General features: G+C 63.9%; 22 protein-coding genes. 9 read left to right on the top strand and 13 right to left on the bottom strand.

The genetic code is table 11. The features are described from left to right. Positions 1 to 9 precede the first annotated feature (9 nt). Complete coding sequence (locus tag LOY69_RS16090; RefSeq protein ID WP_102879210.1) at positions 10 to 465, bottom strand: SRPBCC family protein; 456 nt, start codon at positions 463 to 465, stop codon at positions 10 to 12. Between the two features lie 79 nt (positions 466 to 544). Beyond that, complete coding sequence (locus tag LOY69_RS16085) at positions 545 to 2539, bottom strand: methyl-accepting chemotaxis protein (protein WP_265073198.1); 1995 nt, start codon at positions 2537 to 2539, stop codon at positions 545 to 547. Positions 2540 to 2994: 455 nt separating this feature from the next. On the opposite strand from LOY69_RS16085, the gene LOY69_RS16080 reads away from it, so the two are divergent. After that, entirely contained in the window at positions 2995 to 3531 is a 537-nt protein-coding gene (locus tag LOY69_RS16080; protein WP_102863460.1) for a hypothetical protein, read from the top strand. 48 nt (positions 3532 to 3579) lie between these two features. Here the strand turns inward: LOY69_RS16080 and LOY69_RS16075 are convergent, their stop codons facing one another. Further along, entirely contained in the window at positions 3580 to 4575 is a 996-nt protein-coding gene (locus tag LOY69_RS16075; RefSeq protein ID WP_265073197.1) for an aldo/keto reductase, read from the bottom strand. 118 nt (positions 4576 to 4693) lie between these two features. On the opposite strand from LOY69_RS16075, the gene LOY69_RS16070 reads away from it, so the two are divergent. Beyond that, complete coding sequence (locus LOY69_RS16070) at positions 4694 to 5608, top strand: LysR family transcriptional regulator (RefSeq protein ID WP_102863462.1); 915 nt, start codon at positions 4694 to 4696, stop codon at positions 5606 to 5608. 93 nt (positions 5609 to 5701) lie between these two features. Here the strand turns inward: LOY69_RS16070 and LOY69_RS16065 are convergent, their stop codons facing one another. Beyond that, the gene (locus LOY69_RS16065) at positions 5702 to 5830 is read right to left on the bottom strand and encodes a hypothetical protein (protein WP_256596732.1); all 129 of its coding nucleotides are present in this window, start codon (positions 5828 to 5830) and stop codon (positions 5702 to 5704) included. Between the two features lie 171 nt (positions 5831 to 6001). On the opposite strand from LOY69_RS16065, the gene LOY69_RS16060 reads away from it, so the two are divergent. After that, positions 6002 to 6190 carry a hypothetical protein gene (locus tag LOY69_RS16060; RefSeq protein ID WP_042941707.1) on the top strand — a complete coding sequence of 63 codons (189 nt, stop codon included), beginning with the start codon at positions 6002 to 6004 and terminating at the stop codon, positions 6188 to 6190. 17 nt (positions 6191 to 6207) lie between these two features. On the opposite strand, the gene LOY69_RS16055 is transcribed toward LOY69_RS16060, so the two are convergent. After that, positions 6208 to 6588, bottom strand: a complete 381-nt coding sequence (locus LOY69_RS16055; RefSeq protein WP_102863463.1) for a fe2+ zn2+ uptake regulation protein — start codon at positions 6586 to 6588, stop codon at positions 6208 to 6210. A gap of 300 nt (positions 6589 to 6888) precedes the next feature. On the opposite strand from LOY69_RS16055, the gene LOY69_RS16050 reads away from it, so the two are divergent. After that, positions 6889 to 9222, top strand: a complete 2334-nt coding sequence (locus LOY69_RS16050; protein WP_265073196.1) for an acylase — start codon at positions 6889 to 6891, stop codon at positions 9220 to 9222. Between the two features lie 52 nt (positions 9223 to 9274). Here LOY69_RS16050 and LOY69_RS16045 read toward each other — a convergent pair whose 3' ends face one another. Further along, the gene (locus tag LOY69_RS16045; RefSeq protein WP_102863465.1) at positions 9275 to 10276 is read right to left on the bottom strand and encodes a FecR family protein; all 1002 of its coding nucleotides are present in this window, start codon (positions 10274 to 10276) and stop codon (positions 9275 to 9277) included. 290 nt (positions 10277 to 10566) lie between these two features. Here LOY69_RS16045 and LOY69_RS16040 point away from each other — a divergent pair, with 290 nt between their 5' ends. Beyond that, positions 10567 to 11604 carry an Ldh family oxidoreductase gene (locus LOY69_RS16040; protein WP_265073195.1) on the top strand — a complete coding sequence of 346 codons (1038 nt, stop codon included), beginning with the start codon at positions 10567 to 10569 and terminating at the stop codon, positions 11602 to 11604. Positions 11605 to 11660: 56 nt separating this feature from the next. On the opposite strand, the gene LOY69_RS16035 is transcribed toward LOY69_RS16040, so the two are convergent. After that, positions 11661 to 11981 (bottom strand): DUF883 family protein, encoded by a 321-nt coding sequence (locus LOY69_RS16035; protein WP_102863467.1) that lies wholly within the window; start codon positions 11979 to 11981, stop codon positions 11661 to 11663. A 234-nt stretch (positions 11982 to 12215) separates the two neighbouring features. On the opposite strand from LOY69_RS16035, the gene LOY69_RS16030 reads away from it, so the two are divergent. After that, positions 12216 to 12470 carry a hypothetical protein gene (locus tag LOY69_RS16030; protein WP_011061196.1) on the top strand — a complete coding sequence of 85 codons (255 nt, stop codon included), beginning with the start codon at positions 12216 to 12218 and terminating at the stop codon, positions 12468 to 12470. On the opposite strand, the gene LOY69_RS16025 is transcribed toward LOY69_RS16030, so the two are convergent. Then, positions 12442 to 13377 carry a LysR family transcriptional regulator gene (locus LOY69_RS16025; protein ID WP_265073194.1) on the bottom strand — a complete coding sequence of 312 codons (936 nt, stop codon included), beginning with the start codon at positions 13375 to 13377 and terminating at the stop codon, positions 12442 to 12444. The two genes, LOY69_RS16030 and LOY69_RS16025, sit on opposite strands and share 29 nt — an antisense overlap. 84 nt (positions 13378 to 13461) lie before the next feature. On the opposite strand from LOY69_RS16025, the gene LOY69_RS16020 reads away from it, so the two are divergent. Further along, positions 13462 to 14382 carry a carbon-nitrogen hydrolase family protein gene (locus tag LOY69_RS16020; RefSeq protein ID WP_110596917.1) on the top strand — a complete coding sequence of 307 codons (921 nt, stop codon included), beginning with the start codon at positions 13462 to 13464 and terminating at the stop codon, positions 14380 to 14382. A gap of 14 nt (positions 14383 to 14396) precedes the next feature. Here LOY69_RS16020 and LOY69_RS16015 read toward each other — a convergent pair whose 3' ends face one another. Further along, on the bottom strand, positions 14397 to 14945 hold the full coding sequence (locus LOY69_RS16015; RefSeq protein ID WP_413787126.1) for a GNAT family N-acetyltransferase: 549 nt from the start codon (positions 14943 to 14945) through the stop codon (positions 14397 to 14399). Next, positions 14942 to 15856 (bottom strand): LysR family transcriptional regulator, encoded by a 915-nt coding sequence (locus tag LOY69_RS16010; RefSeq protein WP_110653217.1) that lies wholly within the window; start codon positions 15854 to 15856, stop codon positions 14942 to 14944. Before LOY69_RS16010 ends, LOY69_RS16015 begins: the two co-directional genes overlap by 4 nt. 127 nt (positions 15857 to 15983) lie before the next feature. Here LOY69_RS16010 and LOY69_RS16005 point away from each other — a divergent pair, with 127 nt between their 5' ends. Then, the gene (locus tag LOY69_RS16005; protein ID WP_265073193.1) at positions 15984 to 17519 is read left to right on the top strand and encodes an MFS transporter; all 1536 of its coding nucleotides are present in this window, start codon (positions 15984 to 15986) and stop codon (positions 17517 to 17519) included. Here the strand turns inward: LOY69_RS16005 and LOY69_RS16000 are convergent, their stop codons facing one another. Then, on the bottom strand, positions 17520 to 18773 hold the full coding sequence (locus LOY69_RS16000; RefSeq protein WP_102879219.1) for a ferric reductase-like transmembrane domain-containing protein: 1254 nt from the start codon (positions 18771 to 18773) through the stop codon (positions 17520 to 17522). 505 nt (positions 18774 to 19278) lie between these two features. Here LOY69_RS16000 and glsB point away from each other — a divergent pair. Beyond that, positions 19279 to 20187: a glutaminase B gene (gene glsB, locus LOY69_RS15995; protein ID WP_102863474.1), complete on the top strand. Its 909-nt coding sequence runs from the start codon at positions 19279 to 19281 to the stop codon at positions 20185 to 20187. A 3-nt stretch (positions 20188 to 20190) separates the two neighbouring features. On the opposite strand, the gene LOY69_RS15990 is transcribed toward glsB, so the two are convergent. Both LOY69_RS15990 and LOY69_RS15985 read right to left on the bottom strand, forming a co-directional pair. Continuing rightward, positions 20191 to 20652 (bottom strand): LEA type 2 family protein, encoded by a 462-nt coding sequence (locus LOY69_RS15990; protein ID WP_265073192.1) that lies wholly within the window; start codon positions 20650 to 20652, stop codon positions 20191 to 20193. Positions 20653 to 20819: 167 nt separating this feature from the next. Continuing rightward, positions 20820 to 22259: a nucleobase:cation symporter-2 family protein gene (locus LOY69_RS15985; protein ID WP_102879222.1), complete on the bottom strand. Its 1440-nt coding sequence runs from the start codon at positions 22257 to 22259 to the stop codon at positions 20820 to 20822. Positions 22260 to 22297: the final 38 nt, after the last annotated feature.

The raw sequence follows: 22297 nt of genomic DNA, 5'->3' as shown, positions 1-22297 counted from the left end.
ACAGATTTGTCAGTCGCCCGGATGCTCCAGGCGTTGCTTGAGATTGCCCAGGGCCTGGGTCGACAGTTGTTCCATGCGCGCCCGCAGGCCGCTCAGTTGCAGGTCGGTGCAATAGTCCAGCGTGTGCCGCAACAGCGTACCGTCGCTCTGCTTGTTCAGTTGGTAATGGACAGTGCCGTCCAGGGCCGCGGAGCTGAAGACGGCCTTGAACTCCTTGGGAAATACCGCGTTCAGCACGCGATAGCTCATGGGGATCTGTACTCCGAGGAGATTCATGACTTCGCTGAAGCGGTGACCCGCCGGCAGCGAGCCACAAAAGCCGGTGTCGGCCCGCAGGCAGGAGGGCTGCCACTCCGGCCAGCGGTCCGGCTGGGTCACGTAGTAATAGACAGTGTCGATATCGGCCTGGATATACAGCTCGTGGCTGAGCCGCTCTTGCAGCAGATGTGATTGGCGCTGACCCATGATGCACCCCACTTCCTTGTGACCGGAGCCTCCAATATAGTCCCGCCGCCTGGGGGTGCCAGCGGCGGCGGCAGACCGTTCAGCGGACTTTGAAGCGGCTCATCAGGTGGCTGACCTGGGCATTGGCCTGCAGCAGGCTCTGGGTATTGCTTTCACCGGCTCGGGCACTCTCCACCAGCTCCTCGACCATGTGTCGGATGCTGACCATGCTGCGGTTGATCTCCTCGGTCACCGCGCTCTGCTGTTCGGCGGCGGTGGCGATCTGGGTGCTCAGGCTGTTGATCTGGTTCACCGAGTCGGCCATTTCATCCAGGCCGCTGTTGACCCGGGCCGTGGCATCCGCCGCGGACTGGCAACTGGCCTGGGTGTTTTCCATGGCGCTGACCGAGGAGCTCACGCCCTGGGTCAGGCGGCTGAGCATTTCGTTGATTTGCGAGGTGCTGTCCTGGGTCCGCGCGGCCAGGGCCCGGACCTCATCGGCGACCACGGCAAAGCCGCGTCCCTGTTCCCCAGCCCGGGCCGCCTCGATGGCGGCGTTGAGGGCCAGCAGGTTGGTCTGCCCGGCGATCGCGCCGATCACCCCGAGGATCTCGGTGATGCGCTGGGCGTCGGCTTGCATGGCCTCGACCTTGTGGGTGGCATCGGCCACTTCGTCGATCAGCGCAATCACGCTGCCGGAGGCTTCGCCCACCACCACCCGCGAGTGTTCGGCATGCTCGTTGGCGCGCCGGGTGAAGTCCGCGGTCTGGGCGGCGTTGGCCGCGACGCTGTCGGCCGTGCTGCTCATCTCGGTGATGGCGGTCACGGTCTGGTCGGTTTCCGAGGCGTGGCGCATCAGGATCTGCTGGCTGTGGGCCGAGGTCTGCTGCAACTGCGCCAGGCTGCCGGCCATGGCTTCGGTGGCCTGGGTGACTTCGCCGATCATGTTCTGCAGGTACTGGATGAAGTGGTTGACCGAGTGCCCGATGGCCCCCAGTTCGTCCTCGGCGCGGATCACGATGCGCCGGGTCAGGTCGGCGTCACCGGTGGCCAGGGCATCGATATTGCCCTTGAGGATCTTCATCCGCTGCACCAGTTGGCGGATCGCATAGACCTGCAGCAGCACCAGCAGGATCACCATGGGGATCTGCAACAGGCTCAGGGTGCTCAGCACATCGTCGCGCTGGGCGGTGATCAGGTGGGTGGGCAGGGCGCTGGCGAGGAACCACGGGGTGCCTTCGATGGCGCGCATGAAGAAGGTGCTGGGCACCCCGGCGTTATCGAACTCGATACGTTGGGCGCTGTTGTCGCGACGTTCCAGGGCGCTCTTGACCTGGGCTGCGAAGGGCGAGCCGGCGGCCAGTTCCCGGATGTTCTTCAGCACGATCGGGCCATTGATCCGCGAGCTGTTGCTGATGACCTTGCCGTCGGCCTCGACGATCAGCATTTGGGCGTCGAGCTCTTTCTCCTGGCGGGCCACCAGGTCGTTGAAGAAACCCAGGGTGACGTCGATGGTGGCCACGCCCCAGGGTTGGCCGTCGCGGCGGATGGTCATGGCGCAGTTGGTGCGTGGCTCGGCGCTGGCGTCGTCCTTGTAGGCCGCGGCCCAGGCGCACTGGCCGGGAGCGCTCTGCAGGCCGCCTTTGTACCAGGACTGGTCGTAGTAGTTGGGGGCCGGATCGCTGTTCCAGAAGGTGTTGACCACCAGCTGGCCCGACGCATCACGGTGCCAGAAGGTGCTGTGCTTGTTGCGCCCCGCAGTGCGCTGGCCGGGCAGGGGCCAGATCCCGCCGCCGAAGACCTTCTGCTCGCCGTACTGGTCCACCAGGCCGGGCAGGACCTTGTCGATGCTGTCGCTGTCGAGCAGGGGCACGGTCTGGGTGATGCTGCGTTGCTGGGCCTGGACCTTGTTCAACTCGCCCTGAATGCGCTGCGCCACTTCGGCGATGCGATTGAGGACCACCTGTTCCTCGGTATGGCGCAACTTGGGCGCCACCATTTGGCTGATGCCCACGACTGTGAGTACCAGCATCAGGACAATGAACAGGACCAGAAAGAGCGTGTAGCGGGCTTGAATCGTGCGCAAAGCGGGCATGGGACCTGTCCTTACCGAGCGTTTTTTATTATTTGGAGAGGGGGGAGCCTTGTCGGGGCATCCTCAGGATGTCGGCGCGGTTTTTCTGCTCTTTAGTACGATCGTCCAAAAAACTTCGATGTCGTTGAAAAAGTGTCGCAGGTGACACAGAGGAGGGTCAGACAGCCGCTGAACGGTTCGATTGCGAGCAGGAAAAGATCAGGGTTTGCGGGTGCTGCAAACAGCCGGCGCCGCTTAAATCGGGCCTTCTGGCTAATTGTGTCGAGTTTGTACAGAAATTGTAATTTGTGGAAATAAAGCGTTGTTGGGAGGTCGTCCTGGCGTTGATACTTGCGCCCATTCAGATGATTCAACACGGCTTGCACCCAGTTTCAGACGCCAGGTAAGACTTTTCCGGTCCTCTCTGAGCCAGGCTGAACAGGAGGATTGGCAAGCCGGACTACAGGAGTGTCAGCATGGCAATCGGATACGTTGGAGGCTGGACCAGCAAGGCGGGTCTGTTGGTGCAGGACGGCGGTGGCAGCGGTTCCTCCAAGCCGGTCTCGCAAAGTGCCAAGGTACGGCAGATGTTGAGCCTGGTGGGAAGCAACCCCACCGTGCTGGATATCCGCAAGATGGACCAGTTGAAGCTTCACAAGCAGATCAAGGGTTTCGACCCGACCAACGTGACCACCAAGTCCCTGGGTGGCATGAGTACCTTCCTCAAGAACAACGGCCTGATTTCCGACATCACCGCGTTGAACCTGATCAACGCCGGCGACAAGTTCGACCGTTTCGGCATTCCGAAGAACCCGGATGAGCCGTTCAATGCCCTGGAATACTTCGCGATGAAGCTCGATGACATCCAGAACAACAACATCAAGGGCAACAAGTACGCCAACTACCTGGTTCCCGAGTACAAGAAGGCCATCTACGTCCTGCAGAGCTTGCAGAACTATGGCAAGGGCAACGGCACTACGGTGACCGACAAGAACGTCTCCGCCAAAGCCTGATCCAGCCGCGGCGCGCGCTCTTGCCGAGCCCGCGCCGCGTTCCTTGCGTTAGCGATCCAGCAGCGCCATCACCTCCTCGGTGTACCGGGGACCTGCGGTGGCCTGCGGGCTGAAAATGCCCTCCAGCGAAGCCAGCTCCGCGGCACTCAGGCGGATCTGCAGCGCTGCCACGTTTTCCTCCAGATAGCGCCGTTGCTTGGTTCCGGGAATCGGGATCAGGTAGTCGCCCTGTGCCAGCACCCAGGCCAGGGCCAGTTGCCCGGCGCTGACCTGTTTGTCCGCCGCCAGTTGCTGCACCTGCTTCACCAGTTGCAGGTTGCGCTGGAAATTCTCGCCTTGGAAACGCGGGTTGGAACGCCGGAAATCGTCGGCGGCAAAGTCATCAGGACTTTTCAGGGCGCCGGTCAGAAAACCACGGCCCAGCGGGCTGTAGGGGACAAAGGCGATTCCCAGGCGCTGGCAGGCGGCCAGGCAGCCGTTGTCTTCCTGATCCCGGCTCCACAGCGAGTATTCACTTTGCAGGGCGCTGATGGGATGCACCTTATGAGCGCGCTCAAGCGTGCTGGCCGAGGCTTCGCTCAAGCCCAAATAGCGCACCTTGCCGGCCTGGACCAGCTCCGCCATGGCGCCGACGGTTTCTTCGATGGCCACGTCCGGGTCGACCCGATGCAGGTAATACAGGTCCAGGGTTTCCACGCCCAGGCGCCGCAGGCTGCCGTCGATGGATGCGCGCACGTATTCGGGACGGCCGTTGACGCCGCGAGCCTGCGCATCGCCCGGATCGCGGACGATGCCGAACTTGCTGGCCAGGAACACTTGCTGGCGCTTGCCGCGAATCGCCTGGCCGATCAGTTCCTCGTTGCTGTGGGGGCCGTACATATCGGCGGTGTCCAGCAGGTTGATCCCCAGTTCCAGGGCGCGGTGCAGGGTGGCAATGGCCTCCTTGGGGTCGTTGCCGGTGGTGTAGAAATCGCTCATGCCCATGCAGCCCAGGCCAATGGCAGAAACCTGCGGTCCCTGATGGCCCAGTTGTCGAGTGTGCATCGCTCAATACTCCGATGAGGGGGAAAGAGCGCTCAGTGTGCTACTCGACAAAAACTGTATAAACAGGCTAAAAGCGCTATCACTATTATCATTATCTAAATAATCCTGAGCCTGTTTCATGGACCGTTTCAACGCCATGCGTGTCTTCACCCGAATTGTCGAGCTGGGCGGCTTTGCCAGGGCCGCCGAGGATCTGCACATGCCGGCGGCCTCGGTCACCATCCTGATCAAGCAACTGGAAGCTCACCTGGGCGTGCAGCTTCTGCACCGCACTACCCGTCAGGTGAGCCCGACCCTGGACGGCGCCGCCTATTACCAGCGCTGCGTGCGCCTGCTGGCGGACCTGGAGGAGGCCGAAGCGGCATTTTCGGTGACCCGGCACAACCCTCGGGGGCTCTTGCGCATCGATATGCCGGTGGGCATCGGTCGGCTGATCGTGATTCCCGCGTTACCGGAGTTTTCCGCCCGCTACCCGCTGATCGAACTGGAGATCGGCCTCAATGACCGCCCCGTGGACCTGATCCGGGAGGGCGTGGATTGCGCCTTGCGGGGCGGCCCGACCCTGGATGACAGCCTGGTGGCCCGGCCGCTGGTGCAGTTGCAGCAAGTGACGTGCGCCAGCCCGGGCTACCTGCAGCAACAGGGAACGCCCCAGTCGCTGGCCGACCTGCAAGGGCATCGGATGGTGGAGTATTTCTCCAGTGTCAGCGGCAAGCGTTATGGCCTGGAGTTCTACATCGATGGCCAGTTGCGCCCGATGGAGTTGCCCAAGCAGGTGGCGGTCAACAGCGCCGACGGCTACCTGGCGGCCTGCGAAGCCGGTTACGGACTGGTGCAGACGCCGTATTACAACGTTGCCCGACAGTTGCGGGCCGGGGTCTTGCGCGAGGTCCTGGAGGATTTTCCGGTGCCGTCGCTGCCGCTGACCGCGATGTATCCGCCTCAGCGTCATCTGTCCACCCGGGTGCGGGTCTTCGTCGACTGGCTGCTGGAGTTGTTCGCCCGCCCTGGCAATGGCACCTCGCGACCCTGAAGGTTTGTCACAAAGAGCAGAACGCCCGCAGCGGGGCGGGCGTTGGTTGGGGGAGTGGCAGATTCAGCGGGGCCGATGGACTGGCCGAATGACTCAGCGGTGGTAGTAGCCCGGACCGCCGTCGTAGTAACGGTGATGCCCGCCATCGCGGGGCATGATGATGCAGCCTGACAGGGTCAGGATCGCCAGCAGGGGAATCAGCAGTGTGATTCGACGGAACATTTCTCAATCCTCAAAGGGCACAGGGAACTCGACAGGACGATGAAGGAGAAAAATCTCTTTCGCGCCTGTACCATGTGACCCCGATTTCCCCGGCGCATCCCCGAATCCGGGTAGGTGCTTGGCATCGTTCTTGATACACGGCGGATACATTTTCAGCTTCAGGACCCCGCAATGACCCAGTCACAACGCTTGAAATACTCGATCCTGATTTCCCTGGTGGTACTGGGGATCATGCTTGGCCTTTCCTACCTGCAGAACCACGGCGTCATCAGTGAAAAACTGTTCCAGTACATCGCCATTGGCGTGGCGGTGGTCGTGGTGGTGATCAATGGCGTGATGCGCCGCAAGGTCAAGCCCTGAGCCGTGGCTCGACCGTCTCAGGAGAGACCGTCGAGCACTGCCGCAGCCTGCTGATGCAGGCTGTAGCTCTTGTCGGCGTTGAGGGTCAGCACGCCCTCGCTGCACAGGCGCTTCAAGACTTCCCGCACGCTTAAGAACGACAGCGGAATATCCAGCTCCAGCAGTTGACTGTGGACCCCCCGCACACCCAGGGAGCGCTCGCTCTGGGCGGCGGTGAGCAGGGCGTCGATGACTTTCAGGCGAATCAGGCTGGTGCGCAGGCCAAAGCTTTTCAGCAGCTGCTTGATCCGTTCGTTACTGTTGCGCTCGGCGTTCTTGCCGAAGACACCGGCGCCGGCATTCAGGGAAGGCGTGTTGTTCACGGTGATGCCGTCCATTGGCAGTTGCGGGTTGTACATGCAAAAACTCCTTAGCAGAGCCGTATCAGGAAAAGAATGATGGGTGCTCTAGTAACTAGACGAACGAGCACGGCAAATCATGAAGCCCGGGATGTAGAAAAATTGTCGGTATCAAGTCGCTGACCTGTCAGCGCCAGGTCGGTGATGACCTCCGGGGGGTAATTTTTTCGGCGGCCATTCGTCCATAGGGGCAGGCAGGCGTCGGTTGATCCGTGCGCGGCCGGATTCCCAGACTGGCGGCGTTGCCAAACCCTTCCTGCACACCAGTCCTGGTTCTGTATTTTTGCATCAGGAGTCGGCGTGATCATTTCCAGGCAGTTACCGCATTTTTGCCTTGCAGCCCTGTTTCTAAGTCTCAGTTGCGGTGCCCATGCACAGGCGCAGCCCGAACCGACCCGCGCCGAGATTCGCCGCACCAGCTTTGGTGTCCCGCATATCCGTGCCAGCGACGAGCGCGGCCTGGGCTATGGCATCGGTTACGCCTACGCCCAGGACAATCTGTGCCTGATGGCCAATGAAGTGCTGACGGTGAACGCCGAGCGGGCCCGGTACTTCGGTGCCGAAGGTCAGACTCTGGAGCAACGGGACAACCTGAGCAGCGATGTGTTTTTCAGTTGGCTGAACACGCCCCAGGCGGTGGCGGGCTTTTGGCAGGCGCAGCCGCCGGCGGTGCGTGAGCGCATGCAGGGTTATGTCGAGGGCTACAACCGCCAGTTGGCGGAGCGCCGGGTTCGGGGGCTGCCCGAGCAGTGCCAGGGCGACTGGGTACGGCCGCTGGCCACCTCGGACCTGGTGAAGCTGACCCGGCGCTTGCTGGTGGAAGGCGGCGCAGGGCAGTTCGCCGAGGCCCTGGCGGGAGCCACGCCACCGGGCGTCACGGCCCAGGCGGCGCTGAGCGAGGGGCACTGGCAACTGGCGGCAGCCCGCCAGCAAGGTTTCGCCCTGGACCGTGGCAGCAATGCGGTGGCCATCGGCAGCGAGCGTTCGTTCAACGGTCGCGGCCTGCTGCTGGCCAACCCGCATTTCCCCTGGATCGGCGCCATGCGTTTCTATCAGATGCACCTGACCATTCCCGGCCAGCTGGATGTGATGGGGGCCGCCTTGCCCGGCCTGCCGCTGATCAATATAGGTTTCAACCAGCACTTGGCCTGGACCCACACGGTGGATGCATCCAAGCATTTCACCCTGTACCGCCTGCAATTGGACCCCAAGGACCCGACCCGCTATTTGCTGGACGGCCGCTCGCAACCCCTGGAGCGCCAGAGTGTGACGGTGCAGGTCAAAGGCGCGGATGGTCAGTTGCATAGCGAGTCGCGGACCCTCTACAGCTCGGTCTTCGGCCCGGTGGTGCAGTGGCCGGGGGAGCTGGACTGGGACCGCGAACATGCCTACAGCCTGCGTGATGCCAACCTCGACAACACCCGGGTGCTGGCCCAGTGGTACGCGATGAACCAGGCCGACAGCGTGACGGGCCTGCAAGACAGCGTGCATCAGTTGCAGGGCATTCCCTGGGTCAACACCCTGGCGGCAGATGACCAGGGCCGTGCGCTGTACATGAACCAGTCGGTGGTGCCCAACGTCACCCAGGCCAAGCTCGCCCAATGCAGCGATCCACGGGTCGGCACCCAGGTCATCGTCCTTGATGGTTCCCGCAGCACCTGCGCCTGGGACATCGACCCGGCGGCGGCCCAGCCGGGGATCTTCGCTGCCGGCCAATTGCCGCAACTGGCGCGCAACGATTACCTGCAGCACTCCAACGACTCGGCCTGGATGGTCAATCCGGCGGCGCCGCTGCAGGGCTTTTCGCCGGTGATCAGCCAGCAGGACGTACCCCTGAAGATGCGTGCGCGTTTCGCCCTGGATCGCTTGAGCCGGATGCCCAAGGCCCAGGTCAGCGATCTGCAGCATATGGTCACCGATGATCAGGTGTACCTGGCCGGTCAGGTGATGCCGGACCTGCTGCAATTCTGCGCGCAGGACCTGGGGCCCGACGCCCAGCGACTGGCCGCGCTGTGCGCCAGCCTCAAGTCCTGGGACCGCAGCGCCGGGTTGCAGACGGGCCTGGGCTTCGTGCATTTCCAGGGCATCATGCAGCCGCTGTTGCAGCGTCCGGATATCTGGCGTGTCGCCTTCGACCCCAAGGACCCGCAGCACACGCCACGGGGCCTGGCCATCAGCCGTCCAGCAGTGGCCCAGGTCCTGCGTGAGGCGATGCTGGCCTCGGCGCAGCAAGTGACGCAGGCCGGGCTGGGCGCCGATGTGCGCTGGGGCGATATCCAGCAGGTGAGCCAGGGCGGGCGGCCGACCCCGGTGCCTGGCGGCCCGGAAAGCCTGGGGGTGTACAACGCTATCCAGAGCGTGCCGGGCGCCGACGGCAAGCGCGAGGTGGTGAGCGGCACCAGCTACCTGAATGTGGTCAGTTTCGATGAGCAGGGGCCGCGGGCCCTGGGCCTGCTGGCGTTTTCCCTGTCCAGCGATCCGGCGTCGCCGCACTTTCGCGACCAGACCGAGGCCTTTGCCCGGAATCAGTGGAGTGTGCTGCCCTTTACCGAGGCGCAGATCCGCGCCGATGGCCAGTATCAGTCGCAACTGATCCAGGAGCCGCGCCAGGATTCGCAGCCATTGGCCAAGTAGTGGGTGTCAGAGGTTGACAGGAATCGAGGCCGCCCCCGTAACGGGGCGGCCTTCAGCTTTTTGGCGGGGACTGAGGCAACGAATTGATCACCGGGTTACCGTCGCGATTGCGCGTCAGGTAGACCGGCAGCACCTTGGGCAACGAAGTCAGGAGGCTCCTGATTTCCCGGGTGTTGTAGATGCCGCCCACGCGGATCTTGCCGGTCGAGCTGTCAGCCAGCTGCACCGGGGTGTCCAGGTAGCGATTGATCAGTGGCAGGGCATCGCTGAGGGCCAGGTTGTCCAGCACCAGTTTGCCGTTGCGCCAGGCCAGGGAACTGTCGTTGCTGTAGGTCTGGCTGATCTGCGGCGCGTAGTCGCCATCCTTGTAGTGGGCCTGCATGCCCGGTTCCAGGCGGAAACCTTCGCCGGGCAGCGCGGTATTGCTGGTGACCAGCACCGAGCCCTGAAGCAGGGTGACCCGTACCTGATCCTCATACATCCACACGTTGAACTGGGTGCCGGTGACCTTGATCTGGCCTTGGGCGGCCTTGACCACGAACGGATGGCTGCTGTCGTGGCTGACCTTGAAGAACGCCTCGCCCTTCTTCAGGGTGACCCGGCGCTGATCCTTGTAGTTGCTGTAGGTCAGGCTGCTGCCCAGGTTCAGTTCCACCTGGCTGCCGTCGGCCAGGGTCACGTTGCGCAGGCTGTCGCCGGCTTCGAAATGTTCGTAGGACGATGGCAGCCAGCCCAGTTCCCAACCGCTGTAGGCGGCCAGGGGCAGGGCGCACAGGGCGACGGCCGCGGCCGCACCGTAATGCTGCCAGGTGCGCCGGGGGGCAGGCTTGACCGGAGCCGGCGCCAGAGTGGAGGGCGGCAGTTGATCGGCCACTTCCCATATCTCCCGCATCGCCTCGTATTCGAAAGCGTGCAGGGGGTCGGCATCATGCCATTGCTGAAAGGCCAGACGCTCCGCATCGCTGCAGTCGGCTTCATGCAAACGCATGCACCATTGCGCGGCAGCTTGGGTAATGGCGTCGTATTCGGCTTCTGAGAGGATCTGTTCGCTCATTGACTCTTCCTGATTTCCCGCATTCTACCCTCCGGCGCAAGGCTTGTAGAACAGCCGTCATGGCTAATGCGCATCAAAGTGAACTTATTTTCATCGGCCACGCCCTGAAAACCCGCTGTGTATCGAAAGTGTCTACAAATGGGCACGCCTTGCGGCCGTGTCTGTTGGCCAGCAACTCTGGCACCTTCCTTGCGAGCCGTGGGATCGGGTTGACAGGGCCAACAGTCAGCGTTGTTTAATCGCCGGGTCACACGCTGTCGCCCCCTCCAATAATTACTCTGGAGCTTCAGATGTCTGCATCGTCCCTGGTTGTTGAAACGCCTTGCCAATACCTCTCTCTGCCGGCCCTGGTGCAGTTGCTGGAGACGATTTTCCTGCGTCATGGCTGCCGCGCCGAAGTGGCCCGTTGCCTGGCCGAGAACTGCGCCGCCGCTGAGCGCGACGGTGCCCAGAGTCATGGTGTGTTTCGTATCCCCGGCTATGTCTCGACCCTGGCCAGTGGCTGGGTCGATGGTCGGGCGGTGCCTGTGGTGGAAGACGTTGCGGCGGCCTTTGTCCGGGTCGACGCTGGCAACGGCTTTGCCCAACCGGCCCTGGCGGCCGCTCGCGAGCTGCTGGTCAGCAAGGCCCGCAACGCCGGGATCGCGGTGCTGGCGATCCGTAACTCGCACCATTTCGCCGCACTCTGGCCTGATGTCGAGCCCTTTGCCGAAGAGGGGCTGGTGGCCCTGAGCGTGGTCAACAGCATGACCTGTGTCGTGCCTTACGGCGCCGACCGGCCGTTGTTCGGCACCAATCCGATTGCCTTCGCCGCGCCCCAGGCCCAGGGCCAGCCGATCGTCTTCGACCTGGCCACCAGTGCCATCGCCCACGGCGATGTGCAGATCGCCGCGCGCAAGGGCGAGCGCTTGCCCCTTGGCATCGGCGTCGACAGCCTGGGGCAGCCGACCCAGGACCCCAAGGCGATTCTCGAAGGTGGCGCCTTGCTGCCGTTTGGCGGCCACAAAGGTTCGGCCCTGTCGATGATGGTGGAGTTGCTGGCCGCGGCCCTGACCGGAGGTCACTTCTCCTTCGAGTTCGACTGGTCCAACCATCCTGGGGCCAAGACGCCCTGGACCGGGCAGTTGCTGATCGTCATCGATCCGAGCAAGGCCGCCGGACAGAGCTTCGCCGAGCGCAGCCAGGAACTGGTGCGGCAGATGCACGCGGTGGGACTCAAGCGCCTACCGGGGGATCGTCGGCATCAGCAGCGCGAACGTTCGCTGCAAAAGGGAATCGCCATTGGCGTGGAGCAACTGCAGCAGCTGCGGGCGCTGGCGCAGGCCTGAAACGAAAAAAGGCCAGGCCGCCACTGGCGCACCTGGCCCTGGAGCGAGCGGGGCGGTTACGAGCGCCGGCCCAGCAGCAGGCCGACCACCAGGCCAACGCCGGCGGAGATGGCCACGGTCTGCCACGGGTGGCCACCGATGTATTGCTCGGTGGCATCCACCACCGGCTTGCTGCGCTCGCGCACGTTGTTCACCGAGTCCAGCGCCTGCTTGAGTTTGAGGCTCACTTGCTGGCGCAAGCTTTCACCTTCTTCGCCCACCAGGCTGGCGCTGCCCTTGAGCAGCTTTTCCGATTCTTCGATCAGCGCCTGCAGTTCGCTGAAGGCCTGGTCCTTGATTTGATCGTTTTCCGCTTGCGCGGCAGATTTGCGAGCCATGAAGTTTTTCCTTGGAAATGTGGTCGGTGGTGCAAGGGCACGCCTGCGGTATCAGGCGTATTGCCCAAGTCGCTAGCAGCCTGCGGCAGCGGCTGCAGTCATCGGGTACAAGCAATGGAGTCCGGCGCTGGGGCAAAAGTTGCAGCCATTTTGCACCTTGCTCGCCACCCTTGAGTAAAACCGTCAGCCCCTACAGTGTAAGATGGCGCCTATTTTACGCAGCAGGAATTTCCCATGAGTTTCAATCTGGCTAACAAGACCCTGGCCGAACGCGCCGCCATCGAGGACGAGAAGTCCCGTCTGTTCGACTTGTGGCAGAGCAACCTGGGCAAGGCCAAGGGCGAGGCGGCACGGTTGTTCGGCGAGCGCGGCAAGCGCAAGGGCAAGTGGGCCGAGTGGGTGCGCGCGGAACTGGACGGCATGTCGCCGCCGGAGTACTCCAACATGGTGCGCAGTGAAGTCAATCGGCTGATGGCGGCGAACAAGTAACCGCGAAACACTCGACAATCGCTTCACGTACCTTTACCAGCAGCGGGTCTATCTGCGGGCTGGTGCGCCAACCCAGTTCGATCGGATAGCGCGGCAGCGCCAGGGGGCAGGGCAGCAGCTGCAGGCCGGTGAACTCGGCGATGCGCCGTGCGGCATGGGCAGGAATGGTCGCCACCGCCTGGCTGCCCTTGAGCAGAAAGGGCAGCGCGGCAAAATGCGTGGTCGAGGCGCAGACCTGGCGACTGAGTCCCAGATTCGCCAATCCTTCATCGGTGATGCCGATAAACCCTTGTGACGACACCAGCAGGTGTTCGCGCCGAACGAACTCCTCAAGGTCGATCTGTCGTTGCCCGGGGGCCAGGCTGGCCGGGTCCGCCAGGCACAGGTAGTCGCCTTCCCCCAGCACCTGCCGACTGAGCAGGCGCTCGGCAAAGCCACCGGCGCTGATGGCCAGGTCGACGCTGCGCTGCAACAGCGCCTCGGCGACGATCTGGCTGTGGGTCTGGCGGAAGATCAGCCGCAACTTGGGCGCGCGGCGGGCCACGGCTTCGATCAGGCGCCGGCCGTAGGCAATCTCGAAATCATCCGACAGGCCGAGCGTCACCGAGCGTCCCTGATAATCGGCGCTGTGCGGGGCAACCATGGCCAGGCTCTGGCGACATTTGTTCAGGGCCTCAGTGACCACCGGCTTCAATTGATTGGCCTTGAGGGTCGGCGCCAGGCCGCGGCCGGTGCGAACGAACAATTGATCGCCATACAACTCGCGCAAGCGGCGCAAGGCTGCACTCATGGCCGATTGGGTCACTCCCAGGCGCAGGGCTGCGCGGCTGGCGCTGGACTCGTCATGCAGGGCTTCGAAGGCCTTGAGCAGGTTGAGGTCGACGCTGGCGATATTCATCTGGTTCATATCATTAAGCACTGGGTTGGGGTTTATCGATGATCAGCGGCGGCAGGACAATGCGCAACACCTGATCGTTCGAGGAGTCATGTCATGCCCAAGTCCATCGTCGCCGCGCTGCAAATCGGGGCCTTGCCAGAAGGCAAGGCCGCCACCCTGGAGCAGATCCTCTCCTATGAGGGCGCCATCATCGAAGCGGGGGCGCAGTTGGTGGTGATGCCCGAAGCGCTGCTGGGGGGCTATCCCAAGGGCGAAGGCTTCGGCACCCAACTGGGTTATCGCCTGCCGGAGGGGCGCGAAGCCTTTGCCCGTTACTTTGCCAATGCCATCGATGTGCCGGGTGCGGAGACCGAGGCGCTGGCTGGGCTGTCGGCCCGTACCGGAGCCCATCTGGTGCTGGGGGTGATTGAGCGCAGTGGCAGCACCCTGTATTGCACGGCGCTGTATTTCGATCCACAGCAGGGGCTGGTGGCCAAGCATCGCAAGTTGATGCCCACCGGCACCGAGCGCCTGATCTGGGGCCAGGGTGACGGCTCGACCCTGCCGGTGCTGGACACCCAGGTGGGACGGGTCGGCGCGGTGATCTGCTGGGAAAACATGATGCCGTTGCTGCGCACCGCGATGTACGCCCAGGGCATCGAAGTCTGGTGTGCGCCCACGGTGGACGAGCGCGAGATGTGGCAGGTGAGCATGCGTCACATCGCCCATGAAGGTCGTTGTTTCGTGGTCAGCGCCTGTCAGGTCCAGGCCTCGCCCCAGGAACTGGGGCTGGAGATTGCCAATTGGCCGGCAGAGCGTCCGCTGATTGCCGGTGGCAGCGTCATCGTGGGGCCCATGGGCGATGTATTGGCCGGGCCGCTGGTGGGCAGCGCCGGGCTGATCAGCGCCGAGATCGACACGGCTGACCTGGTGAAGGCCCGCTATGACTACGACGTGGTCGGCCACTATGCGCGTCCGGATGTGTTTGAACTGAGCGTGGACCAGCGCCCCCGATCCGGGGTGCGCTTTACCTGAGTCGCCGGTGTCGATCAGCGTCGGCGGCGCCACTGCTCGCGGGTGATTTCCCAGATGTCCAGGGGGAAATGCCCGCCGACGAAGTCGCCACTCTCGGAGCGCACCAGGCGCATGCCGCCACGCTCGGAGATGCGCCGCGAGCCCCGGTTCGGCGCAGCCTTGGGCACCCGCATCAGCGGTCGTTGCAGCACTTCGAACCAGAACTCGTCGACCACGGTGCAGGCTTCGCTCATGTAGCCCTGGCCTTGCCAGGTCGGGGCCAGCCAGAAACCGCGGTTGTTGTCGGCTTCGTCCATCAGGCTGATGCTGCCGATCATTTGCTTAGGCTCGCTGCGCAAACGGATTGTCCAGTGCCATTCTGTGCCCCGGGCCATGGCCGGCAGGGCCATGTCCCGCAGGTAGTTCAGGGCGCCGTCGGCCGGGTAGGGCCAGGGCACCACGGCATTGAGGTAGCGCACCACTTCCCACTGCGGAAAAAGCTGCTGGATGGCCTCGGCGTCCGCCAGTTCCAGGGGGCGCAGCAGCAGGCGTTCGGTGTGCAGGGTGGGAACAGGGTCGATCATGAGCGGGACTCCTTGTGGGCGTTGCCTAGCCTCAGTCGCTGGCTGAGAAAGTCGACGAAGACCCGCAATTTTGGCAGCAAGTGCCGGCTGCTGGGCCAGAGAATGGAGAACTTGCCGCGCTCTTGCTGATAGTCGTCCAGCACCGAGATCAGGCTGCCGTCTGCCAGGGCGCCGCAAACCACGAATTCGGGCACGTAGGCGATGCCCAGGCCCTGGCTTGCGGCGTGGATCAATGACTCCAGGTTGTTGCTGGTCAGGGCGCTGCCCAGTACCAGCGGCGGCGCGCCGTCGGGCAGGCGCAGATTCCATGGCTGCAGCACGCTGCCGCCGGGGAACTTGTAGCGCAGGCAGGCGTGCCGCTCCAGGTCCTGGGGGGTGTGCGGGATGCCGCGCTGGGCAAAGTAGCCGGGGGCGCCGATCAGCACGAAGCCGAAGGGACCGAGGCTCCTGGACTTGAGTTGGGAGTCTGGCAGCTCGCCGCTGCGGATCACCGCGTCGACGCCTTCGGCGATCACGTCGATCAGCCGGTCGTTGAAGTCCAGGTCCAGCTCGATGTCCGGATAGCGCGCGGCGAATTCCGGCAGGATCGGCAGCAGCATGCGATAGCCGATGGCGGGCAGGCTGACCCGCAGCCGGCCCCGGGGCTTGTCGCTGATCCGCGCCAGCTCGGCCTCGGCCTCCAGCACCTCGTCGACGATACGCTGGCCGCGCTCGTAGAACAGCGCGCCTTCGTCGGTCAGGCTCAGGCGCCGGGTGCTGCGATTGAGCAGGCGCACACCGAGTCGTTGTTCCAGGCGCGCCAGGGCCTTGCCCACCGCTGAGGCGGACAGTCCAAGACGCTCGCCGGCCCCCACCAGGCTGCCGCTGCGGACCACGCAGACAAACACCTGCAGGCCGTTAAGGTTGTCCATCGCTCACCTCGATTACAGCGTTTTTGTCCGTAAAGAGCGGAAGAATGCCTGGTTTTTCGCCTATTGCGGCACACCTATCATGGATTTTTCTGCAAATCGCCCGGGTTGCCAGGGCTGAGAGGTGTGTGTGAATCCTGAACTCGAATTGTCCCTGGGGCAGCCGGCCCGTGCTCGCGAGCGGGCTTCCTATGGCGTACTGGCTGCGGTCTGTCTGGCGGCCTTGATGTTGCCCCTGACTTTTGTCGGCGTGGCGGTGGCGACCCCGGCCATTGGCCGCGAACTGGGGGGCAGCCCGCTGGCCCTGAGCTGGACCACCAACGCCTTCATGCTGACCTTTGGCAGTGTGCTGATGGCGGCCGGCACCCTGGCCGACGAGTACGGTCGCAAGCGTTTGTTCAGCCTGGGGGTGGCGCTGTTCGGCCTGAGCTCCCTGGCCCTGGTGTTCGTGCCGTCGCTGCTGTGGCTCAACCTGTTGCGCGGGGTCCAGGGGCTGGCAGGCGCCGCTGCCCTGGCCGGTGGCTCGGCCGCCCTGGCCCAGGCCTTCGAAGGGCCTGCGCGAACCCGCGTCTTCAGCCTGCTGGGCACCACCTTCGGCGTCGGTCTGGCCTTTGGGCCGATCCTTGCCGGGGTCCTGATCGAGCACAGCGGCTGGCGCGGGATCTTTGTCTCCGGAGCGCTGATCGGCGGTCTGGCCCTGGGCTTTGGCGTGCCGCGCATGGAGGAATCCCGGGACCCCGAGGCCCGGGGCGTGGACTGGCCCGGCACCTTGAGTTTCACCCTGGCCCTGGTGCTGCTCACCTGGGGCATTCTGCTGGCGCCCCAGAGTGGTTGGGACAGCCCCTGGGTCCTGTTGTTGCTGGCGGGAGCGCTGCTGGCGCTGGGGCTGTTCATTGTTGTGGAGCGCCGGGCCTCGCGGCCGATGCTTGACCTGTCGCTGTTTCGCTACCCGCGCTTTGTCGGGGTGCAAGTGCTGCCCATCGCCACCTGCTACTGCTACGTGGTGCTGCTGATCCTGCTGCCGATCCGCTTTATCGGCGTCGAAGGCTACAGCGAGATCGACGCCGGAATCCTGATGATGGCCCTGTCGGCGCCGATGTTGGTGGTGCCCTTTGCCGCGGGCTGGCTCAACCGCTGGTTCAGCGCCGGCAACCTGTCGAGCCTGGGTTTGCTGGTGGCTGCCGGCGGGCTGTTTTGGCTCAGTCGGGTCGAGCCGGGGCAGGCCGCGGTCGAGCGGGTCTGGCCATTACTGGTGATCGGCCTGGGCAGCGGATTGCCCTGGGGCTTGATGGATGGGCTGTCGGTGAGCGTGGTGCCCAAGGAGCGGGCCGGCATGGCCAGTGGCATCTTCAGTACCACCCGGGTGGCGGGTGAGGGCATTGCCCTGGCCTTGGTGGTGGCGCTGCTGGCAGGGCTGTTGCAGCACGGCCTTGCAAGCCTGGCACCGCCGGGGGAGTCGCTGCTGGCCGCGCGGCAGTTGGCCGGTGGCGATCTGGCGGCCAGTGCCGGGTCCTTGCCGACGTTGTCCCGGGAAGGGTTGCTGCACATCTACTCCCAGGCGTTCAGCCAGCTGTTGCAGGTGTTGATGGTCATCACCCTGCTGGCGGCCCTGGTGGTGAGGGTGGCGTTGCATGAGCCGCGCCACCCGTGTCAGGCCCGTGACTGATCAGCGGAACTCGAAGAACTCGTAGTGCAGGTTGCCTTCGGGAATCCGGTACTCGTTCATCAACTCCCGCACCTGGGCCAGCAGGCCCTTGGGTCCGCAGAAGCTGATCTGGATCTGCTGCGGGTCGGTTTCCGTGGCTGTGCGCTTGAGGGTCTGGGCCAGGGACTCGGTGCCGCCGCTGTTGGCGACGAAGTCCACACCACGGGCCTGGGCCATGCCTTGCAGGGTGTCGACGCTGGGAAAGGCCCGGGACGGGTTGTAGCAGTACACCAGGGTCGCCTTGTCGAACTGCCCGGCGGCCGAATCCTGCAGCCAGGAAATGAACGGCGAGATGCCCACGCCGCCGCCGATCCAGATTTCCCGAGCCGCTTCTTGGGGCCGCTTGAAGCGACCATAAGGCGCGTAGAGGTCAGCACGCATGCCGGGTTGCACCTGCTTGCGCAGCCGTTGGGTGTAGTCGCCGAGGGCGCGGATCACGAATTCGATACGCCCGTCTTCGCTCTGGGCGCTGGCGATGGTGAAGGGGTGCGGCTCGCGCAGGCCCTTTTCCTGCATCGACAAAAAGGCGAACTGGCCGGCCTTGAACGGAAAGCCCCGACCCAGGGGCGTCAGTTCCAGGTGCAGGGAGTTCTTCTCCACCTTGACCGCGCTCACCTGGTACTCGCCGACCTTGGCCACGAAAGGGTAGAGCAGCAGCTTGTACAGGGCCCCGAGCACCCCGAGGATGCACAGCGCGCCGAGCCAGATACCCGAGGGCGAGTCCAGGGTGATGGGCGACTTGAAGCTCAGCCCGTGCAGGATGACGATCAGAAACAGCGGTCCGGACAGCTTGTGCCACCAGCGCCACTGGCTGTAGGGAATGTTGCGGTTCAGCGCCAGGAGCACGATCAGGCCCAGGGCCACGTAGCTCAGCTGGCGCACCAGGCGTGTCCAGTACTTCGACAGTTCGAGGATCGGCACGCTGTTCCATTCTTCCAGGTTGGCCTTGAACACCAGGTGATAGCTGGCGAACGCCAGGGCCCAGATGCCCAGCCATTTATGCACCTCATAGACCCGGTCGAGGCCGCCGAACAGGCGCTCGACCAAGCCCCAGCGGGCGGCCAGCAAGCAGGACAGGGCCATGTAGGCCAAGGCCGTGCTGCCCAGGATCATGCTCAGGGTGGCGGAGGTCAGCCAGGTGGCGGAAGGAATCTCCAGCAGGAGGGTGAAGGTGGTGATCAGCAGGACACCGACGATCGTGTGCCAGGTTTTCAAGGGTGCATGACTCCGCTCAGGAAATGCCGTCATGGCATGAACATCGACTGCCGCAAAGGGCCCCTTTGCAACGGGTGGGCGCTGCCAAAGGGAGCGATGCATGGAATGGTGTGGCGCTGGGGCAAAGCTGGATGTGACAGGTTTTTGTGCGCGTGACCGAGTGCCATTCTAGCGCTTGAACCTTAATTCAAGCTGATGTTGGTCATCGATCCGGTGTTTTATGACTGCTGAAAATGATCGAATCTCAATTGCATTTCGATTTCATGTGCTGGGCATTGCTGCAACTGGCGAGTAGCAGCCGGCTTGCCGGCGAAGGGCCCCTCGGGACCTGTGCAGGGCTTGGATTGTTTTCGCCGGCAAGCCAGCTCCTACGCGATGGCGTTGGCCCGGCTAGCGCCTGCGAGGTGCGGAGGATTTGCACGCGGGTGTGCTGCGCAGGCTCTGGCGCGCGTCTAGCAGCCATAGCCCCGCAGCCGTATCGGGGCCCGTGACGATGAGCCCGACCATGCAAGCCCTGTTGAACCAGATCCTCGATGAAGTCCGCCCCCTGATCGGCCAAGGCCAGGTCGCCAACTACATTCCCGCCCTGGCCGATGTGCCAGCCAACCAGCTGGGGATTGCCGTGTATGGCAACGACGGCCAGGTGTTCAGCGCCGGTGACGCCGACACGCCGTTCTCGGTGCAGAGTATTTCCAAGGTCTTCAGTCTGGTGCAGGCCATCGGTCACTCCGGCGAGGCGATCTGGGAGCGCCTGGGTCATGAGCCTTCGGGGCAGCCGTTCAACTCCCTGGTGCAGCTGGAGTTCGAGCGGGGTCGGCCGCGCAACCCCTTTATCAATGCCGGGGCGCTGGTGATCTGCGACATCAACCAGTCGCGCTTCGCCGCGCCGGCCTTGTCCATGCGCGACTTTGTCCGGCGCCTGTCGGGCAACAGTCAGGTGATGGTGGATGGCCGCGTGGCCGATTCGGAATACCAGCATCGCGCCCGCAACGCGGCCATGGCCTACCTGATGCAGTCCTTTGGCAACTTCCATAACGATGTGGAGGCGGTGCTGCGCAGTTATTTCAGCCACTGCGCCTTGCGCATGAGCTGCGTCGATCTGGCCCGGGCGTTCTGCTTTCTGGCTAACGACGGTTTCTGCAAGCACAGCGGTGAACAGATCCTCACCCGGCGCCAGACCCAGCAGGTCAACTCGATCATGGCCACCAGCGGGCTGTACGACGAAGCCGGCAATTTCGCCTATCGGGTCGGCTTGCCGGGCAAGAGCGGGGTGGGCGGGGGGATTGTCGCGGTGGTGCCGGGGCAGTTCACGGTGTGCGTGTGGTCACCGGAGCTCAACAGCGCCGGCAACTCCCTGGTGGGCATGGCGGCCTTGGAGCTGCTCAGCCAACGCATCGGCTGGTCGGTGTTCTAGGACTTACCGGGCGCCCGGGTTGCTCAGGCTGATTTGCCCGCGATCGATGAAACGCTGGGTGCCGAACAGGCCGCCGGCCAGCTTGCCTCGCAGTACGTAGGGCAGGTTGTCCAAGGTCTGGGTCTGGCTCAGGCCCAGGGTTTGGCGCAGGACGGAAAACGCCGAGACGCTCACCGGAATCACCAGGATGTCCTCCGAGTAACGGCCGATATGCCCGCGCTGGTCGCTGACCCCGGACGCCAGCGGGCGGCCGTTGACTTCCAGGTCCAGGGCGACGCCGTTGTAGTCGATGGCATTTTCGTTGGGGTTCTGCAGGCGCAGCTTCACCGCGAAGCGCATTTCCAGCTCCTGGCTGGGCAGTGGCTCGATGCCCACCACGTTGATCGCCAGCGGGTCGCGGTTGGGCAACAGCGCACAGGCGCTGAGACTGAGCAGTACCAGGGTCAAGGCGATCAATCTACGCATGGCATACCTGTCGGCAATGGAAATGAATGGCGGACCGGCACCTTGTAGCTGCTGCCGAGCCTGCGAGGCTGCGACAAGGCCCGCAGGGCCTTGCCTGGAAAGCCCCCGACCAACCTCCAAGGCCGAGAGTCCATCACCCGCGCACGCAGCATAGACGCCCGCCAGCCTCAGGAGTTCGCTTTAGCGCTCATGTCCGGGTCTTGCATCACCTTGAGGGTCGCCGCTTCGGGGTCGAACTCATCCTCTTCCAGCTCAAGGAATTCCTCCGGCAGGAAAATGTTGAGGAAGATCGCGCAGAAAGCGCCCACGGTAATCGGCGACTCGAAGATATTGTGCAGCGCCTTGGGCAGCTCACGCAGCACTTCCGGCACCGCCGCCACCCCCAGGCCCATGCCTAAGGAAATGGCCACGATCAGCACGTTGCGCCGATGCAGGCCGGCTTCGGCGAGGATCTTGATCCCGGCCACGGCCACGGTGCCGAACATGATCAGGGTGGCGCCGCCCAGGACCGGTTTGGGCATCAGTTGCAGCACCGCGCCGATCACCGGGAACAGCCCCAGCAACACCAGCAGCCCGGCAATGAAGTAGGCCACGTAGCGGCTGGCGACGCCGGTCAGCTGGATCACCCCGTTGTTCTGGGCAAAGGTCACCATCGGCAAGCTGTTGAACACCGCCGCCACCGCCGAGTTGAAACCATCCGCCAGCAGCCCGGACTTGATGCGCTTGATGTACAGCGGGCCTTTCACCGGCTGCTGGGAAATCATCGAGTTGGCGGTCAGGTCGCCGGCCGCTTCCAGGGGCGAAATCAGGAAGATCACCGCCAGCGGAATAAAGGCAATCAGGTCGAAGGAAAAACCGTACTTGAACGGCACCGGCACGCTCACCAGTGGCACCTCGGGCATGGCCGCCATGTCCACCCGGCCCAGCATCCAGGCCACCACGAAGCCCAGGGTCAGGCCGATGACGATCGAGCCCAGGCGCAGCATCGGGTGATTGAAACGGTTGAGCACGACAATGGTCAGCAGCACCAGGGCCGCCAGCCCCAGGTTGCTCGCCGCGCCCAGGTCGCTGGCGCCGTAGCCGCCGGCCATGTCGGTGACTGCCACCTTGATCAGCGACAGGCCCATCAGGGTGATGATGGTACCGGTGACCACCGGGGTGATCAGCTTGCGCAGCTTGCCGATGAATTGGCTGAGGAACATCTCGATAAAGGCCGCGACAAAGCAGATGCCGAAGATGGTGGAGAGGATCTCATTGGTGTCGCCGCCACGGCCCTTGACCATGAAGCCGGCGCTGAGCAGCACGCTGATAAACGAGAAGCTGGTGCCCTGCACGCACAGCAGCCCCGAGCCGATGGGCCCCAGGCGCCGGGCCTGGACGAAGGTGCCCAGGCCGGAGACGAACAGCGCCATGCTGATCAGGTAGGGCAGTTCGCTCTCAAGGCCCAGCACGCCGCCGAAGATCAGGGTTGGACTGATGATGCCGACAAAACTGGCCAGCACATGTTGCAGGGCGGCGAAGATCGCCGCGCTGAAATGCGGACGGTCATTGAGGCCGTAGATCAGGTCGGACTTGTAGCGGGGAGGGGAACGATCAGGTGCGGTCATGGGAGAAGGCCTGCCAGTGGCGTGCGAAAACGCCAGGG

This window comes from Pseudomonas sp. B21-059 (assembly GCF_026016285.1).
GTDB classification, from domain to species: Bacteria; Pseudomonadota; Gammaproteobacteria; order Pseudomonadales; family Pseudomonadaceae; genus Aquipseudomonas; species Aquipseudomonas danubii.
Note: the sequence above shows the minus strand (reverse complement) of the source record. Positions and strands in the feature narration are given on the sequence as shown.

Coding starts and splice junctions, on each gene's coding strand:
- LOY69_RS16090 (WP_102879210.1), bottom strand. CDS start 465: ATGGGTCAGCGCCAATCACATCTGCTGCAAGAGCGGCTCAGCCACGAG.
- LOY69_RS16085 (WP_265073198.1), bottom strand. CDS start 2,539: ATGCCCGCTTTGCGCACGATTCAAGCCCGCTACACGCTCTTTCTGGTC.
- LOY69_RS16080 (WP_102863460.1), top strand. CDS start 2,995: ATGGCAATCGGATACGTTGGAGGCTGGACCAGCAAGGCGGGTCTGTTG.
- LOY69_RS16075 (WP_265073197.1), bottom strand. CDS start 4,575: ATGCACACTCGACAACTGGGCCATCAGGGACCGCAGGTTTCTGCCATT.
- LOY69_RS16070 (WP_102863462.1), top strand. CDS start 4,694: ATGGACCGTTTCAACGCCATGCGTGTCTTCACCCGAATTGTCGAGCTG.
- LOY69_RS16065 (WP_256596732.1), bottom strand. CDS start 5,830: ATGTTCCGTCGAATCACACTGCTGATTCCCCTGCTGGCGATCCTGACC.
- LOY69_RS16060 (WP_042941707.1), top strand. CDS start 6,002: ATGACCCAGTCACAACGCTTGAAATACTCGATCCTGATTTCCCTGGTG.
- LOY69_RS16055 (WP_102863463.1), bottom strand. CDS start 6,588: ATGTACAACCCGCAACTGCCAATGGACGGCATCACCGTGAACAACACG.
- LOY69_RS16045 (WP_102863465.1), bottom strand. CDS start 10,276: ATGAGCGAACAGATCCTCTCAGAAGCCGAATACGACGCCATTACCCAA.
- LOY69_RS16040 (WP_265073195.1), top strand. CDS start 10,567: ATGTCTGCATCGTCCCTGGTTGTTGAAACGCCTTGCCAATACCTCTCT.
- LOY69_RS16035 (WP_102863467.1), bottom strand. CDS start 11,981: ATGGCTCGCAAATCTGCCGCGCAAGCGGAAAACGATCAAATCAAGGAC.
- LOY69_RS16030 (WP_011061196.1), top strand. CDS start 12,216: ATGAGTTTCAATCTGGCTAACAAGACCCTGGCCGAACGCGCCGCCATC.
- LOY69_RS16025 (WP_265073194.1), bottom strand. CDS start 13,377: ATGAACCAGATGAATATCGCCAGCGTCGACCTCAACCTGCTCAAGGCC.
- LOY69_RS16020 (WP_110596917.1), top strand. CDS start 13,462: ATGCCCAAGTCCATCGTCGCCGCGCTGCAAATCGGGGCCTTGCCAGAA.
- LOY69_RS16015 (WP_413787126.1), bottom strand. CDS start 14,945: ATGATCGACCCTGTTCCCACCCTGCACACCGAACGCCTGCTGCTGCGC.
- LOY69_RS16010 (WP_110653217.1), bottom strand. CDS start 15,856: ATGGACAACCTTAACGGCCTGCAGGTGTTTGTCTGCGTGGTCCGCAGC.
- glsB (WP_102863474.1), top strand. CDS start 19,279: ATGCAAGCCCTGTTGAACCAGATCCTCGATGAAGTCCGCCCCCTGATC.
- LOY69_RS15990 (WP_265073192.1), bottom strand. CDS start 20,652: ATGCGTAGATTGATCGCCTTGACCCTGGTACTGCTCAGTCTCAGCGCC.
- LOY69_RS15985 (WP_102879222.1), bottom strand. CDS start 22,259: ATGACCGCACCTGATCGTTCCCCTCCCCGCTACAAGTCCGACCTGATC.